Origin of the sequence: Microbacterium sp. Ru50 (genome assembly GCF_002920555.1) — a bacterium.
GTDB lineage: Bacteria > Actinomycetota > Actinomycetes > Actinomycetales > Microbacteriaceae > Microbacterium > Microbacterium arborescens.
In genome coordinates this window covers 1902216-1917842 of the sequence record NZ_PQSV01000001.1, presented here as the reverse complement: position 1 = coordinate 1917842, position 15627 = coordinate 1902216, and the positions used below count along the sequence as shown (strand labels likewise).

14 protein-coding genes are annotated in these 15627 nt (G+C 68.5%); 5 read left to right on the top strand and 9 right to left on the bottom strand.

The window, feature by feature from the left end; translation table 11 throughout:
- Both purL and C3481_RS08970 read right to left on the bottom strand, forming a co-directional pair.
- Positions 1–2322 (bottom strand): phosphoribosylformylglycinamidine synthase subunit PurL, encoded by a 2322-nt coding sequence (purL, locus tag C3481_RS08975; RefSeq protein ID WP_258039070.1) that lies wholly within the window; start codon positions 2320–2322, stop codon positions 1–3.
- A 124-nt stretch (positions 2323–2446) separates the two neighbouring features.
- Positions 2447–4204, bottom strand: a complete 1758-nt coding sequence (locus C3481_RS08970) for an alkaline phosphatase family protein (RefSeq protein ID WP_258039069.1) — start codon at positions 4202–4204, stop codon at positions 2447–2449.
- 48 nt (positions 4205–4252) lie between these two features.
- On the opposite strand from C3481_RS08970, the gene C3481_RS08965 reads away from it, so the two are divergent.
- Complete coding sequence (locus tag C3481_RS08965; RefSeq protein WP_103841724.1) at positions 4253–4903, top strand: hypothetical protein; 651 nt, start codon at positions 4253–4255, stop codon at positions 4901–4903.
- On the opposite strand, the gene C3481_RS08960 is transcribed toward C3481_RS08965, so the two are convergent.
- The 6 genes from C3481_RS08960 to C3481_RS08935 form a co-directional block, all read right to left on the bottom strand.
- A complete protein-coding gene (locus C3481_RS08960) occupies positions 4839–5426 on the bottom strand; it encodes a DUF1349 domain-containing protein (RefSeq protein WP_103841721.1) in 588 nt (195 codons plus the stop codon). The two genes, C3481_RS08965 and C3481_RS08960, sit on opposite strands and share 65 nt — an antisense overlap.
- A 15-nt stretch (positions 5427–5441) precedes the next feature.
- A complete protein-coding gene (locus C3481_RS08955) occupies positions 5442–5834 on the bottom strand; it encodes an ester cyclase (protein ID WP_103841719.1) in 393 nt (130 codons plus the stop codon).
- A 38-nt stretch (positions 5835–5872) separates the two neighbouring features.
- Positions 5873–7234, bottom strand: coding sequence for an ABC transporter substrate-binding protein (locus C3481_RS08950; RefSeq protein WP_103841717.1), 1362 nt, complete (start codon positions 7232–7234; stop codon positions 5873–5875).
- Positions 7235–7272: 38 nt separating this feature from the next.
- Complete coding sequence (locus C3481_RS08945; protein WP_023953243.1) at positions 7273–8136, bottom strand: carbohydrate ABC transporter permease; 864 nt, start codon at positions 8134–8136, stop codon at positions 7273–7275.
- Positions 8136–9089 (bottom strand): carbohydrate ABC transporter permease, encoded by a 954-nt coding sequence (locus C3481_RS08940; RefSeq protein ID WP_103841715.1) that lies wholly within the window; start codon positions 9087–9089, stop codon positions 8136–8138. Before C3481_RS08940 ends, C3481_RS08945 begins: the two co-directional genes overlap by 1 nt.
- Before the next feature lie 160 nt (positions 9090–9249).
- On the bottom strand, positions 9250–9690 hold the full coding sequence (locus tag C3481_RS08935) for a VOC family protein (RefSeq protein ID WP_103841713.1): 441 nt from the start codon (positions 9688–9690) through the stop codon (positions 9250–9252).
- Between the two features lie 122 nt (positions 9691–9812).
- Here C3481_RS08935 and C3481_RS08930 point away from each other — a divergent pair, with 122 nt between their 5' ends.
- Positions 9813–10691: a helix-turn-helix transcriptional regulator gene (locus C3481_RS08930; protein ID WP_258039067.1), complete on the top strand. Its 879-nt coding sequence runs from the start codon at positions 9813–9815 to the stop codon at positions 10689–10691.
- On the opposite strand, the gene C3481_RS08925 is transcribed toward C3481_RS08930, so the two are convergent.
- A complete protein-coding gene (locus tag C3481_RS08925; RefSeq protein ID WP_103841711.1) occupies positions 10660–12177 on the bottom strand; it encodes a glycoside hydrolase family 76 protein in 1518 nt (505 codons plus the stop codon). The two genes, C3481_RS08930 and C3481_RS08925, sit on opposite strands and share 32 nt — an antisense overlap.
- Before the next feature lie 195 nt (positions 12178–12372).
- Here C3481_RS08925 and C3481_RS08920 point away from each other — a divergent pair, with 195 nt between their 5' ends.
- The 3 genes from C3481_RS08920 to C3481_RS08910 are packed head-to-tail and all read left to right on the top strand — an operon-like array spanning position 12373 to position 15604.
- Positions 12373–13698 carry a glycoside hydrolase family 125 protein gene (locus tag C3481_RS08920; RefSeq protein ID WP_197690547.1) on the top strand — a complete coding sequence of 442 codons (1326 nt, stop codon included), beginning with the start codon at positions 12373–12375 and terminating at the stop codon, positions 13696–13698.
- Positions 13695–14642 (top strand): carbohydrate ABC transporter permease, encoded by a 948-nt coding sequence (locus C3481_RS08915; protein ID WP_023953237.1) that lies wholly within the window; start codon positions 13695–13697, stop codon positions 14640–14642. Before C3481_RS08920 ends, C3481_RS08915 begins: the two co-directional genes overlap by 4 nt.
- Positions 14639–15604: a carbohydrate ABC transporter permease gene (locus C3481_RS08910; protein WP_023953236.1), complete on the top strand. Its 966-nt coding sequence runs from the start codon at positions 14639–14641 to the stop codon at positions 15602–15604. The genes C3481_RS08915 and C3481_RS08910 overlap by 4 nt, the downstream gene beginning before the upstream one ends.
- Positions 15605–15627 lie beyond the last annotated feature (23 nt).

The window sequence follows — 15627 nt, the reverse complement described above, 5'->3', positions numbered from 1 at the left end:
TCATGACGTCGGCACCTCGTCGACGATGTCGCCGAAGGCGGAGGGCAGGGTCGCGCGCGACGTGGCGCGGATCTCGGCGACGGGCACCGAGAACAGGCCCTGGATGTCGAGCACCGACTCGACGCCCTCGGCGGCATCCGTCACGCCGATGCGGATGACGGGGTAGTCGCGGCCCTCGCACAGGCCGCGGAACTTCACGTCCTCCTCGCGCGGCACCGAGACGATGACGCGGCCGGTCGACTCGCTGAACAGCGCGGTCGCGACATCGACGCCGTCGCGCTCGACGATCTCGCTGAGCCAGACGCGGGCGCCGACGCCGAAGCGGGTCGTCGCCTCGGCGAGGGCCTGGCCGAGGCCGCCGGTCGACAGGTCGTGCGCGGCCGAGATGAGTCCCTGCTGCGACGCGGCCTGGATGAGGCCGGCCAGACGCTTCTCGGCGGCGAGGTCGACCTTCGGGGGTCGTCCGCCGAGGTGGCCGTGGATCGTGTCGGCCCAGGCCGAGCCGTCGAGCTCCTCGGCGGTCGTGCCGAGCAGGTAGATGTTCTCGCCGGCATCCTGCCAGCCCGACGGGATGCGGCGGGCGACGTCGTCGACGATCCCGAGCACGCCCACGACGGGGGTCGGGAAGATCGGCTGGTCGCCGGTCTGGTTGTAGAACGAGACGTTGCCGCCCGTCACCGGCACGCCGAGCTCGAGGCACGCGTCGGAGAGCCCGTCGACGGCCTGGCCGAACTGCCACATGACCTCGGGGTTCTCGGGGCTTCCGAAGTTGAGGCAGTCGGTCACGGCGGTGGGCACGGCGCCCGTGACGGCGACGTTGCGGTACGCCTCGGCGAGGGCGAGCTGCGCGCCCGCGTACGGGTCGAGCTGGCAGTAGCGGCCGTTGCAGTCCGTCGCGATCGCGAAGCCGAGGCCCGACTCCTCGTCGACGCGGATCATGCCGGCGTCGTCGGGGAAGCTGAGCGCGGTGTTGCCGAGCACGTAGTAGTCGTACTGGTTGGTGATCCAGCTCGTGTCAGCGAGGTTCGGGCTGCCGACGAGCTGCAGGAACTGGTCGCGGAGCTCCTCGCCGTCGGTGGCGCGGGGGAGGGATGCCGCCGAGTCGGCCTGCAGGCCGTCGATCCAGGTCGGGTAGGCGACCGGGCGGTCGTAGACGGGACCGTCGACCGCGACGGTCGAGGGGTCGACGTCGACGATCTTCTCGCCGTGCCAGAAGATCTGCAGGCGGCCGTCGCCGGTCACCTCGCCGAGCACGCTCGTCTCGACATCCCACTTGCCGACGACGGCGAGGAACGCGTCGAGCTTCTCGGGAGCGACGATCGCCATCATGCGCTCCTGGCTCTCGCTCATGAGGATCTCCTCGGGCGTGAGCGAGGGGTCACGCAGCAGCACGTTCTCGAGGTCGACGCGCATGCCCGATCCGCCGTTGGCGGCGAGCTCGCTCGTGGCGCACGAGATGCCGGCCGCGCCAAGGTCCTGGATGGCCTCGACGAGCTCGCCCGCGTACAGCTCGAGGCAGCACTCGATGAGCACCTTCTCGGCGAACGGGTCGCCGACCTGCACGGCGGGGCGCTTGGTGGGTCCGCCGTCGGCGAAGGTGTCGGACGCGAGGATCGACGCGCCACCGATGCCGTCGCCGCCCGTGCGGGCTCCGAACAGCACGACCTTGTTGCCGGCGCCGGTGGCGTTGGCCAGCTTGATGTCCTCGTGGCGCATGACGCCCACCGCGAGGGCGTTGACGAGCGGGTTGCCCTGGTAGACCGAGTCGAAGACCGTCTCGCCGCCGATGTTGGGCAGGCCCAGGCAGTTGCCGTAGAACGAGATGCCGCTGACGACGCCGTGCACGACGCGGGCGGTGTCGGGGTGGTCGATGGCGCCGAAGCGCAGCTGGTCCATGACGGCGACGGGCCGCGCGCCCATCGAGATGATGTCGCGGACGATGCCGCCGACACCGGTCGCGGCGCCCTGGAACGGCTCGATGTAGCTCGGGTGGTTGTGCGACTCGACCTTGAAGGTGACCGCCCAGCCCTCACCGACGTCGACGACGCCCGCGTTCTGGCCCATGCCGACCATGAGGCGGGTCTTCATCTCGTCGGAGACCTTCTGGCCGAACCGGCGCAGGTAGTTCTTGCTCGACTTGTAGGAGCAGTGCTCACTCCACATGACCGAGTACATCGCCAGCTCACCCGAGGTGGGGCGGCGGCCGAGGATCTCGCGGATCTTCGCGTACTCGTCGGGCTTGAGGCCCAGGGCTCCGTAGGGCTGATCACGCTCCGGAGTGGCGGTGGCGTTCTCGACGGTATCTGCGACAGGGGTGCTCACGCGGCTGGACTCCAGGACTCGGGATGCCGGACGCGATCAGTCTAGTTGGCGGGACGAACCGTCGAGTCGCCAGGAAATGCGGATGCGGGCGGTCCGGTACCCGCGCCTCCTGGCGAGTCGACGCTCAGGAGGGCGCGTTGTATGCGCCGAAGAGACCGGTGCCGTGCTCGACGAGGGCGTCGTACGCCTCGCCGTATGTCGCGGGCAGCGTGCTGCCGGGGTCGAAGCGCGACGTCAGGAGCCCGAGCAGTCCGCGAGCGGGCGGGGTGAGCGGACGCTTGTGGTGCTTCTCGTCGGGGGCCTTGGTCGCGCCCTTCTCGGGATTGGGCGGCACGTACAGCGACTGCGGCTGCGGCCAGGTGTAGGGCTGGCGCGGCGTCGTGAGGTTGACGGCGTTGAAGATCGGGTTCGCGGTCTCGTCGCGGACGTTGAGCGGCCGCAGCCCGTGCAGCCGGCAGAGCGTGTTGATCACCGACCCGTGATGCATCTCGTCGTGGATGACCGTCCCGGCCGCGGTGTACGCGCTCACGACGATCGCCGGCACCCGCAGACCGAGGCGGTCGAACGTGAAGCCCATCTCGCCGGGTCCGCTCGCATCCGGCGGCGGCGCGGCCGGCGGCGCGACGTGGTCGAAGGTGCCGCCGTGCTCGTCGAAGGTGATGACGAGCGCCGTGTTCATGGCGTTCGAGCCGGAGGTCGACGCACTCGTGCGGATCGCGTCGTACACGTCCTGCGCGAGTTTGTCGCCGGCGCGGACGTCGCTGTCAGCGCTGTTGGTGATGCGGATGCGACTGCCGTCGGGCAGCTCGAGCTCGCCCTCGCGAGTCGCGCCCCAGGGCGGATGCATGTCGTTGTGATTGAAGACCATGCGCGGCTCGATGAACGCGTAATCGGGCAGCTCGCCGTTCGCGGCATCCTCGTAGAACTGCTCCATGACGCGGAAGTTCGTCTTCCAGTACCGCTCGAGCACGGGCGCGTGGAGCATGCCGGTGAGCGAGACGAGCTGCGTCGCGTCGTAGTAGACGCGCCACGACAGGCCGGCGTCTTCGAGGCGGTTGAAGATCGTGGGTGCTGCGGGTGCGTCGATCCACTTGTCGTAGTTGTCGCCGGTGTGGTTGACGACGTAGCCGTGCGAGGTCGAGGCGTGGAAGAAGCTGCGATTGCAGAAGGTCTGGGACGGCACGCCGGCGAACCAGCGGTCGTAGACGCCGAACTCACGGGCGAGGGTCGAGATCACCGGCAGCATCTCGGGCGAGAAGCCGCCCATCGCCGTGGCGTACTCGTCGGCGGTCGGCTCGCGCTTCTTCGCGAGGCGGTAGTTGACGATGTAGTCGTGCACGAACCCGTCGTTGCGGGGCGCGCTCCCCGCGGCGGGAGCGTTGTAGGGCGGCTGCAGCCCGTTGCGGGCGATGTCGGCGTTGGCGGGCGGGTCGATCGTCCCGAACAGCTGCGTGTTGACGTGCGGGTAGGTCTCGCCGGGGTCGGGCTGCGGCTGCTGCATGATGTGGTCGGTCGCGCCCGTGTAGACGTGCGCGGGCACGACGGTTCCGTCGGGGGCGGTGTTGGCGTAGTCGCCCTGCAGGATGCCGTCGAAGTCGGCCGCGCTCTTCTCGTCGGCCGTGTAGAGGTGGCCGAGCAGGTTGTCGAAGCTGCGGTTCTCGAACATGAGCACCACGACGTGGTCGAACCCGGCGACGCTCCGCGCCGCGAGGGGCGCGAACTCGGGCGGATGCGCGGTCATCGCCGCCGTCACGGCCGCGCCGGCCGAGCCTCCGACCGCGAGGCCTGCGGCTCCGAGGCCCGCGCGGCGCAGGAAGTCGCGGCGCGACGGGCGTCGGCCGGCCCAGGAGGCGTCCGTCTCGTCGCGATCGGCGTCGGTCACGGGTCCCCTCCCTCCCTGGGTGCTCGGCGATCAGGCTACCCTCACACCATGGAGGACGGCCTGCGTTTCGATCGGGGAGCCCGATACGGTGCGGCGATCGTCGCGGCGATGTTCGGCACCTATCTCGCCGTCGCGTCCGACTTCTCCGCAATTGCGCAGGCGCAGATGTACGCCGGCACCATCACGAACGACATGCCGTACGTCGACACGCTCCAGTTCGTGCTCGTCGTGGCGACCCTCGTCGCCGCGTTCGCCGTGCTCCCGACGTCGCCCATGCGCCGCGTGGGAGGTGTGACCCTCGCGTGCGTCGCGCTGTTCCTCTGGGCGACGTTCGGGCTGCTGCGCGGAGCCGGTCATCTCGCCCACCTCGACCCCCTGTGGGAGGTCGTGCTCAATCAGGGCTTCATCGCGTTGCTGGCCGGGGTGGGCGGCTGGGTGGTCGCGCGCGGCCGGCATCCGCTGTCGTGGGTCGTCGTGATCGTCGCGCTCGTCCCGCCGATCGTCGGCCCCCGACTGGTCGAGGCCAACGTCACAAGCGGCGGCTACGCGCTGGCGATGCAGGGCATCGTGATCGTCGGCGGGCTCGCCGCGACGTGGGCCGCCGTCGGGATCGATCGGTTGCTGCGCCGGCGAATCAGTGGTCGGGATGCAGCGACGCGTCGGCCGGCACGCTCCGCCACGACACGAAGCGAACCGTGAGCCCGGCGCGCGTGGGCGCGCAGCAGAACGGCCCGGCTGCCACCTCCGCCTCCGGGTCGAGGGGGGCCACCCGGACGAGCCGCCAGTCCTCGTCGTCGACGCGGGCGCGGATCGTGACGGCGTCGCCCGACCGGCTCGCGCGAACCGTGACGACGCGTCCAGCCCAGTCGGCGACGGGAGAGAGCGACCAGTCCGACATCCCGCGCGTCACCACCGCGCCCAGGCTGTCGGCGCCGTCGCTGTGCTCGATGCCGGCCTTGATCCAGGTCTCGTCGTCGACGCGCAGGAAGACACCCGCCTGATCGAACTGCGCCGAGAAGTCGAGCACGAACGCCACCTCGACCGCGGTGTCGGGTGCCATCGGCGCGAGCAGCGCGTGCTCGTCGTCGTGCACGAACCCGTACGACGTCACGCGCCACGCGTCGCTTCCCTCGCGCGCCGTGACGAGCAGGTCGTGGCCGTCGAGCGCGGTCGCCGCGGGCTCGTTGGTCCACGATCCGGTGGACCAGGCGATGTCGGTCATGTGATTCCTCTCGGGTCAGGCGCGCAGCTGGGCCAGCAGCGCGGCGTGGTCGGTGGTGCCGGCGAACTCGACGATGCGGCCTCCCGCCACGCGCAGGAACCCGAACTCCGCCACGTTGACGTGTCGGCGGGTGGGCCGGATGCCGCGGAACGGGCCGGTGTGCGTGCCGCTCGCGCGCACGTGCGCCGCGATGCGGTCATCCTCGACGACGAGCTGGATGCGGCGCACCTGCCAGTCGGGAAAGGCGTCGAGCACCTCGACGGCGTCGGCCATCCACGCGTCGGCTCCGCCGGGCAGGTGGGCTCGCCGCACGCTCGGGTCGATGAACGAGCGGATGGCGTCGAGGTCATGACGATTGCAGGCGTCGAGGTACTCGGCGTACCAGGCGTGCATCTCCCACGGCTCCATCCGCCCATTATCGGCGGGTGCGACGGGGTACCCCGCCCTCAGCGGGTCGCGGTGGCGTTCTCGTAGGCCCGCATCGCGGCATCCTGTGCGTCCGCGAGCGCTTCCTCGGCGGTCTTGTCGCCGAGAAGTGCCGCCGTCACGGCGTTGTTCAGCTCGTTCTGGATGTCCTGTCCGGCGGGGGAGGAACCGAACGACGTGCCGTAGTCGACCACGTCGTAGTAGGTGGCGACGACCTGGTCGAATCCCTCGTCGCCCGATGGAGTGACCCACTTCTCGCGGATCGCCTGGTCGGGCTGCGGCGATCCCGTGAACAGGCCGGTGTTGGCACCGCCGTCAGCGGCGCGCGTCTCGGCGCGCGCTTCGCCCGCCGCGTTCCACGCCTCGTCGCTGGTCAGAGCCGAGACCCACGCGCAGGCCGCCGCGGGGTTCTTCGCTCCGGCCGGGATGACGAAGGCCTGGCCGCCGGAGACCGAGAACGGTTCGCCGTCGCTGTCGCGGAACGGCACCGCCTCGATGTCGATCTGCTCGAGGTAGGGCGAGAGCACGTTCGGGTACCACTGCGCGTTGACCTGTGCACCGACCTGGTCGGTGACGTACTGATTGGCGTCGCCGAACGTGTCGAAGGCGTCGGTGAAGCTCTTCACCTGCGCGAAACCGCCCTGCGCGTCGTTGATGCGCTGCAGCAGCTCCATGCCGGCGAGGTTGCTCGGGTCGTCGAGGGTCGGCACGCCGTCGTCATCGGTGAGCTGGCCGCCCGCCCCGAGGATCCACAGCGCGGACTGACCGGTCGAGACGGGGTCGAAGCCCAGGCGCGTCGGAACACCGCCGGACTCCTGATACATCTTCTCGACGGCGGCCAGCAGGACGTCGGGCTGCGAGGTGTCGATCTCGTCGGCCGTCACGCCCGCGGCATCCATCACCCGCTTGTTCAGGATGATGGCCGGCGGCTGGTAGAACTGCGGCGCTCCCCACACCTGATCCTCGTAGCGCACATCGTCGACGACCGACTCGTACCACCGGTCGTCCGCGTCGACATCCTGTGCCTCGAAGCAGCTGTCGAGCGGCATGATGAGGCCCTGGGCCGCGTACTGCGTGACGTAGCGCCGGTCCATCTGCACGACGTCGGGCACGTCGCCGCTCGCGATGCGGGTCGTGAACTTCTGCGAGTCGAAGGCCGTGGCATCCAGCTGCACCTCGACATCCGACAGCTGCTCCGCCGCGTAGTCGAGTCGCGCGGTGCCGACGTCGTCGGCGTTCTCGAAGCCCCACGCCGCGAGGGTTCCGGTGGGCGTCGCCGAGAAGTCGACGTCTTCCGCGGTGCCGGCGTCGTTGCTGCATCCCGCCAGCACGATGACGGATGCCGCGGCCACCGCGGTCGTCCCGATCAGTCGATTGCGCATGTGATTCCTCCTGTCGTGGTTCCGCGCGAGCACGCGGGTCATCCCTTACGGCCCTGGGTCGCGACGCCTTCGATGAAGTAGCGCTGTCCGAAGGCGAAGAGGATGAGCATGGGCAGCGTGACGATGAGCGATGCCACCATCACGTACTGGTAGTCGCCCTGGCCGCCGGCCGTCGGGCTGTACTTGGTCATCGCGTAGGCGATGCCGAGAGGTGCGGTGAACTCGTCGACCGACCCGGCGTTGAGGTAGATGAGCGCGGACTGCAGGTTGTTCCAGCTCGCCTGGAACTCGAACAGGAACACGATCACGAACGAGGGCACCGACAGCGGCATCGCGATACGCCAGAAGAGTCCCCAGTAGCTCGCGCCGTCGATGCGCGCCGCCTCGAAGAGCTCGCGCGGCAGGCCGAGGAAGAACTGGCGCTGCAGGAAGATGTAGAACGCCGACCCGAAGAGGTTGGCGCCCCACAGCGGGACCCACGTTCCGAGCAGGCCGGTCTCCTTCCAGATCAAGTAGACGGGGATCATCGTCACGGCGCCGGGCAGCATCATCGTCGCGAGCACCAGTCCGAACAGGAGCTTGCGACCGGGGAACGAGAAGTAGGCGAACCCGAACGCGACGATCGAGCTCGAGATCGACACCGCCGTCGCCGCCAGCAGCGCGATCGCGACGCTGTTGAACATCCAGCTGAGCAGCGGGAGCTGGTTCCACACCTCGGCGTAATTCTCGGGCACGAAGGTCTGCGGGATGAGGCGGTTGTCGAACACCTCGCCGCGGGGCTTGAAGCTCGCCGCGAGCAGCCAGGCGAACGGGTACAGGAACAGCAGGGCGAAGCCCGTCGAGATCGCGGCGAGCGTGACGCGGCCGGCGACGGTCTTCGGGGTGCGGAACCTCGTCGCCATCAGCGGTCGCCCTCGTAGTAGACGAAGCGGTTGCCGAACTTCACCTGGATGACCGTGACGGCCATGATGATGACGAACAGCAGCCAGGCCATCGCGGCGGCGAACCCGAAGTTGAACTGCCGGAACGCCTGCTGGAAGAGATAGATCGCATAGAACAGCGACGCCTCGGGTGATGCGTTGCTCTGATCCCGCCAGAACAGCAGATAGGCCTGGTCGAAGACCTGGAAGGCTGCGATCGACAGCACGATGACGTTGAAGAACATCGCGCCCGAGATCATCGGCAGCGTGATCGAGAAGAACTTCCGCACCGGCCCGGCGCCGTCGAGGGACGCCACCTCGTACAGCTCGACGGGAACGTTCTTCAGCGCGGCGAGGAAGATGACCATCGTGCCGCTGACGGTCCACAGCGCCATGATCACGATGCTGGGCTTCACCCAGGCCGGGTCGACGAGCCACTGCGGACCCTGGATGCCGATGGCCGCGAGCCCCTGGTTGATCGCGCCGGAGTTGCCGTTGAGCAGAAGGAAGAACACCGCCGCCGTCGCCACCGCCGGGGTCATCTTCGGCAGATAGTAGAGCGTGCGGAAGATCCCCGCGCCGCGACCCATCCGGTTCAGCAGCAGCGCCAGCACGAGGGCGAACATGATCTCGAGCGGCACGGCCATGACTGCGTAGAACAGCGTGTTGCCCAGCGACACCGCCACGCGGGGGTCGTCGAAGAGCCGGGCGTAGTTGTCGAAGCCGATGGGCCGCGAGGAGTTCGTCGCGAGGTTGTAGCTGCTGAACGAGATGTACAGGCTGTAGACCATCGCCCCGACGGTGAAGACCAGGAAGCCGATGATCCACGGCGTCAGGAAGAGGTAGCCCGCCAGCGCCTCGCGCTTGTTGTACTTCTGCCGGATGCGGCTCGGCCGTGTGGCGCGGACCGCCGTCGGTCGCGCGCGAGCGGTGATGCTTATGTCGTCCTCCGGATGCCGTCATACCCGCAGGACCTGGTGGATGCCGTCCTGTGAGGCCGAAGCTAGGAGCCGGGAGAACCGCTTCCCCAGTGGCTTGACACGGCGGCATCCCTCGGGCAGTGCTCGCCGGACAGTCCCGATCAGGCTGACGTGGTCACAGCGACGAGGAGATGCCTGCGTGCTGGTTCATCTCCGCGACGAAGCTGGTCCCCGTCGCGACGACCTCGACCTTGAAGCCCGCCGCATTCTCGAGCCAGCCGGCGTAGTGCTGCGGGCCGCCGGCGTGCGGGTACTGCTCCTGGTAGAGCGGCATCCAGCCCGCGGCCGGGGCGTCGGCCATGATCGCATCGACCTCGGCGGGGGAGCCGCCGTGGAAGGCCAGATGATTCAGGCCCGGCCGCCGACGGTCGTGCTCGGCGCCGACCGTGTTCGGTGAGGTGGTGAGCGTCAGGTAGGCCTCGCCCGCCGCCCACGACTCGCCCTGCGCCCACGTGCTCTCGAGGTCGAAGCCGACCCGCCGAAGCAGCCAGCCCCAGTCGGAGCGTGCGCTCTCGATGTCGCTGACCCAGAGCTCGACGTGATGGAAACCTGCCATGGCTCCAGTCTCGCGCGTGGAGTGAGTGCGACCGAAGGATGAGGGGCAACGATCGGATGATTTCCGACCTGCGCTCGCCGATCCGAGACTGGCCAGTCGCGTCGTCGCCCTAGCCTCGCCTCATGACTCGTTTCGCCTCGTGGTCCCTCGCGCCGATTACCGGGCTTATCGCTCTTGCGATCTGGCTCGGCCTCGCAGGGCTCGACCGCCTCGACGTCGTGCCGCTGCGCGACGAGAGCTTCGCGACGTCCGCGTACGGTGTCGCGGTGATGGTGGGGTTCGCCGCCGCCATCGCGCTCGGCCGCGTCCGTCCGGCGTGGGCGATCATGCTGGCGATGGTCCTGCTCGTCGTGCAGCTGTCGTTCTGGCCGGCTCGCTTCAGCCAGCTGAGCTGGACAGGCTACGTCCTGCTGCTGCCGTTGCCCGCGTTCCTCTCGCGCAGCACTCCTCCCGAGCGGCGCCGCCTCATGCTGGCGGCCGTCCTGGCCTGCGGTGTCACCGTGGGCGCGCTACTGACCGTTCCCGCGCTCTCCATCTCCGGCCGGTGGGGCACCCTCAGCGGCAAGGACCTCGCAGGAGGTCTCGACGCCGTCGCTGTGTGCGTGATCATCAGTGTCGCGGCCTCGTGGCTCAGCTGGCGTGCCGGACGACCACGCGTCGTTCCTGTCGATCGGCCCGAGCGCGTCGCACGCTCGACGGCCGAGAACGGGGACGCCGCGCTCGCCGCGCTCTCGCCCCGTGAACGCGAGGTGTTCGATCTCGTCGCCCGAGGCCGATCGAATGCGGAGGTGGCCGCTCACGCGTTCATCAGCGAGGCGACGGTGAAGACGCACGTCGGCAACATCCTGAAGAAGCTCGGACTGTCGTCGCGGAGCGAGCTCATCGCCTTCGCGTGGGGTAACCGGCTCCTCGAGCCCGCCGTCGATGCCGGCGGCCCGGGACGTGATGACCCGAGTCGCCGGCCGCTGGTCAATCCGCGACTGTCATCCGATCGAGGTTGACATAGTTCGCGCCGCCCGCCGCGCTGTCGACGCGCAGGTCCACGCGGTTGTACCCCTCATCGAGCGAAACGGTCACCGTACGCGTCTGCCAGTCACCCCAGCCGGACGTCGCGGGGAACGACAGCGGGGTCGTCGCACCGTTGACGGTCAGAGCCCGTGAGGCGACACCAGCCGCGGCGGCGTAGTGGAACTGCAGCTCGTAGGTGCCGGCGGACGCGACGTTGACGTGGAAGGTCGCCCCGGTGCCGTCGCCGATCCAACCGCCGATGTATCCGCGCCCGCTGTATCCCGACTGCCCGCTCTCGGAGATCACTCCCGAGCGCTCGGTGTTCTCGGCCTCGTAGACCCGGGTTCCCTCGACCGGCCCCGTGTAGCCGTCGGGCGTCGCCTGGCTCATGACGGCAACGCTGGCCGCTGCGGCGAGACTCTGAATGGCGGTCGTGCCGAGCTCGGGTGCCGGGGCGGTCCAGTCGTATGCCCCGATGCCTGCGGAGTTGAGGTGGTTGGCCGCCTGGGTCGCGTTGTCGGTGAGCAGCTGCTCGTACTGCGTCTGCCCGGCCTCGTCGATGAGCGCGCGGATGTTGCGCGTGAGGATGGCCTTGAACCCGCCCGTGTCGTCGACGCCCTCGAAGAGGAAGGTGCCCGATGAGGTCAGGTTCGCCACGGCCCAGTCGACCGCCGCAACCGCGCGCGAAAGCTCAGCGGGATCGCCCGAGTCGAGATACATCTCGAGGGCGGCGCCGGCGTAGTTGCCCTGGTTGTAGGTCCAGTCCCAGTCGACGAACTGGCCGGTGCCCTCGATGTGGTCGCGCAGCTTGCCGCCGACGTAGAAGTTTGCGTCGAGCCAGGAGAAGATGGTCCGCGCCTGGTCGCGGTACGAGACGTCGCCCGTCGCGGCATAGATGCGCATCGCCGTGTAGACGGCCGTCGCGTTCGTGGCGACGTTCTTCTCGTTGCGCTCGCCGTCGCCGATGTCGACGTTCTTCCACCAGATGCCGCCGCCGTAGGTCGTGTCGGCGTACTGGGCGATGAAATCGAACATCTCGATCGCGTCGTCGCGGTACTCGACGTGGCCGGTGAGCTCGTACGCGCGGATGGCGCCGCGGGCCCACCATCCGATGTCGTCGTTCCAGTCGTTGTCGCGGAAGTCGGGATACTGCGTCTGAAAGCCGTCGTAGATGTCATCGATCATCTGGCGGGCGTCGGTGCTGCCGGTGCGCTCGTAGACATCCATGACCGTCTCCCACAGCTGCGCCTCCCACCAGTAGTCCGTGTAGAGGCCGCCCTGGGGGCCGTGCGCGTGTTCGGGGTGGATCTGATGGTCGCTATACGTGAAGAAGTAGTTCGCGGAGTCGTCCCAGAAGACGTCGACGAAGTCGTCGAAGGCCGTCTCGGGCTCGGCCGCGGTCAGCGCGTGCGCCGGTTGCGGGACCAGGAGGGCCGCCGCGAGCAGCGTAGCCCCGAGGATGGGCAGGGATCTCTTCATCGTTCTCTCCTCAGTGAAAAAACATATTGATTGCCGACCGGTCGACGCCGCCTTTCAGTGGCTTCAGCGTCTTGGGCTGCGCGAGACACAGCGTTGCACATATTTATACGTTTTAATAGACGGATTGCTAGATCCGTCCTATACTCGGGCCTACCGTCCACCGCTGGGCGGGTCCGACACCACCCGAGGAGCAACGTGGCTCACGTGCATTCGGCCTTCATCCGTTCCGTCTCCGATCGTGTGCGGGAACGTCTCGACGACGAGGTCGCCGACATCTTCGAGCGCTGCTTCGAGAACACCCTCGGCACGACGCTCACGGCGATGCCCGACGGGACGCTCTTCATGCTCACCGGCGACATCCCCGCCATGTGGCTGCGCGACTCCACAGCGCAGCTCGCGCCCTACCTGCATTTCGCCGCCGAGGATCAGGCGATCTCCGACATGATCGCCGCCGTCTCGCGGAGACAGGTCGCCTTCGTCCTCATCGACGCTTACGCCAACGCCTTCAACGCCGCTCCCGACGGCAAGGGCCACCAGGACGACCTCACCGACGGCTCACCGTGGGTCTGGGAGCGCAAGTACGAGGTCGACTCGCTCTGCTACCCGATCCAGCTCGCCCATGACCTGTGGACGGTGACCGGTCGGACGGATCACCTCGGGCCCGACTTCGGCGAGGCCGCACGTCGGATCATCGCGCTGTGGCGCGTCGAGCAGGATCACGAGGCGTCCTCGCCCTACCGGTTCCAGCGCTTCGACTGCCCCCCGAGCGACACGCTCGTTCGCGACGGCCGTGGTCCCGAGACCGCGCCGACCGGCATGACGTGGTCGGCCTTCCGCCCGAGCGACGACGCGTGCGCATACGGCTACAACGTGCCCGGCAACATGTTCGCCGCCGTCGAGCTCGGCCACATCGCCGACATCGCCGAGACCGTGCTCGGCGATCCCGAGCTCGCCCGCACCGCGCGCGACCTGAGGGACGATATCGAGCGCGGGGTCGCCGAGCACGGTCTCGTCGTCGACTCCGATCACGGCGAGCTGTACGCCTACGAGGTCGACGGTCGCGGCGGTGTCCTGCTCCTCGACGACGCCAACGTGCCGAGTCTGCTCTCCCTGCCGCTCATCGGGTGGTGCGGAACGGACGACGACCGGTACCTCGCGACCCGACGCTTCATCCTCAGCGACGCGAACCCGACCTTCGTCCGTGGCGTTCTGCCGGACGGCGGCGACGTGCGCGGCCTCGGCAGCCCTCACACCCCTGCCGGTCACATCTGGCCCATCGGCCTGTGCATCGAGGGTCTCACGACCTCGGACGAGGACGAGCGGCGCCGCATCCTGCGTCTGCTCCTCGACACCGACGCCGGCACCGGGCTCATGCACGAGTCGTTCCTCGCGACCGACCCCGAGACGTTCACGCGCGAATGGTTCTCGTGGGCGAACGCCATGTTCTGCGAGTTCGTGCTCGACCTCGCGGGCCTCCGCGTGCTCGTCCGCGACGCGGTCACCGAGGCGCGGCCGTCATGAGCGCGTCGACCGTGGTGCGTCCGGGCTCGGCCGAGCAGACGCCGCGTGCGCAGCGGACGCATCGGCCGGGGAACCCCTCGGCCCGGCAGATGACCCGGAGTGCCTGGCTGTTCCTGCTGGTGCCGGGCGTGCTGTTCCTCGTCTTCATGGCGCTACCGATCGCGATCGCGCTCGTGCTGAGCCTGACGGACTACGCCATCGTCGGAGACTTCGACTGGCTCGGGCTGCAGAACTACGCCGAGATCGCCGTCGACCCGTTCTTCTGGATCGCGCTGCGCAACACCGCCTACTACACGGTGCTCTACGTCCCGGCCGGACTCGTCGTCGCGCTCGGCACGGCGCTGCTCCTCAATCGTCGGCAACGGGCCGTCCGTATCTTCCGCACGCTCTTCTACATCCCCGTCGTGGCTTCGACGGTGGCGACGGCGACGATCTGGTTCTGGATGCTGAACCCGCAGAACGGCCTGCTCAACGTCGTGCTGAGCTGGTTCGGCATCGATGGCCCCGCGTGGCTGTACGAATCGCAGTGGGCGATGATCGCGATCGTCATGATGAGCGTCTGGGCCGGCTTCGGCGCCAACATGATCATCTTCCTCGGCGGACTGCAGGGCGTTCCCGGCGAGCTCTACGAGGCCGCTCGTCTCGACGGCGCGAACGCCTGGCAGCAGTTCCGGTACGTCACTCTGCCGTCTCTCACGCGCACGACGTTCCTCGTATCGACGCTGCTGATCATCGGCGCGTTCCAGGTCTTCGACCAGGCCTACGTCCTCACCAAGGGCGGGCCGGGCAACTCCACCGTGACGATGGTCTATTACATCTACAACAAGGGGTTCGGGGCCCTCGAGATGGGCTATGCCTCGGCGCTGTCGTTCATCCTCTTCCTCATCATCCTCGTGTTCTCGCTCGTGAACGCACGACTCACGAATCGCGGAGGCGTCCGATGACGAACACGCTCAACGGCTCCGTGGACGGCGGCAGCGCCGTCCAGACCGCCCTCGCGGCCCGGACGCCGGTCGCGGCGGCTCCGACCGCCCGTCCGCGGACGCCGCGGCAGCGCGCGGGAACGATCGCCTGGTACGTCGGAGTGATCCTCGTCAGCATCGTCACGGTCGCGCCGCTCGTCTGGACGATCTCGACGTCGATCAAGCCGGCCACCGAGATCCTCTCCGGCGCCCTGTCGCTCATCCCCGACAACCCCACGATCGAGAACTACGTCCGGGTGTTCGACGAGGTGCCGTTCGGGCGGTACTTCGTGAACTCGCTCGTGCTCGGCATCGGCGGCGCGGCGACGAACATCTTCTTCGGCGCGCTGGGCGGCTACGCCCTCGCCAAGCTGCGGTTCCGCGGCCGCACGGCGGTGTTCGCGGTCTTCCTGTCGTCGCTCATGATCCCCGGCATCATCACGATGATCCCGTCGTTCCTGATCCTGCGGTCGATCCCGTTCGCGGGCGGCAACGACATTCTGGGGCAGGGCGGCCTCGGCCTGATCAACACCTACTGGGCCGTCATCATCCCGGGCGCCGCCGGTGCATTCGCGGTCTTCTTTATGAAGCAGTTCTTCGAGACTCTGCCCGACGAGCTCGGCGAGGCGGCGCGCATCGACGGCGCCGGCGAGTTCCGCATCTTCGCGCTCATCTACTTCCCGCTCGCGAAGGCCGGGCTCGCCGTGCTCGGCATCATCAGCTTCCAGGCCGGATGGAACAACTTCCTGTGGCCGCTCATCGTCCTGAACAGCCAGGACATGATGACGGTCCAGGTCGGGCTCGCGTCGTTCGTCAACAACTACGAGACGGCATTCGGCCCGCTCATGGCCGGGACCGTGGTCGCGAGCCTCCCCGTGCTGCTCGTGTTCCTCTTCGCCCAGCGATACATCATCGAGGGCGTCGCGCACGTCGGCACCAAGTAGACGACACTCCCACCCGCAACCAC